Consider the following 245-nt stretch of genomic DNA (forward strand, 5'->3'; position numbering starts at 1 on the left):
TGGCCCTGGCTGGTGGGGTACTCGTCGGCGACCGCGGCGGCGAGGAGCGGCGTGACGCCCGGACGGAGGTGGGGACGCAGGCCGGAGCGCACGTTGACGCCGAAACCCTCGACCAGGTCGGTGTCGCCGCCGGCGGCGACTGTGGGGTAGGCGGGCTCGGCGGGCAGCGCGCAGCCGGGGGAGCGGTCGGCGAGCCGGGTCACCACGGGATGGAACAGCCGGATCAGGGGTACGGCACCTGACAG

At 75.5% G+C, this 245-nt stretch carries 1 pseudogene; it reads right to left on the bottom strand.

Annotated elements, in window-relative coordinates:
* A pseudogene (locus tag KVT45_RS55515) lies at positions 1-245 on the bottom strand (iron transporter); the annotation flags it as partial.

It is taken from the genome of Streptomyces sp. GbtcB6, assembly GCF_019091475.1.
In the GTDB taxonomy this organism is placed as follows: Bacteria; Actinomycetota; Actinomycetes; order Streptomycetales; family Streptomycetaceae; genus Streptomyces; species Streptomyces hyaluromycini.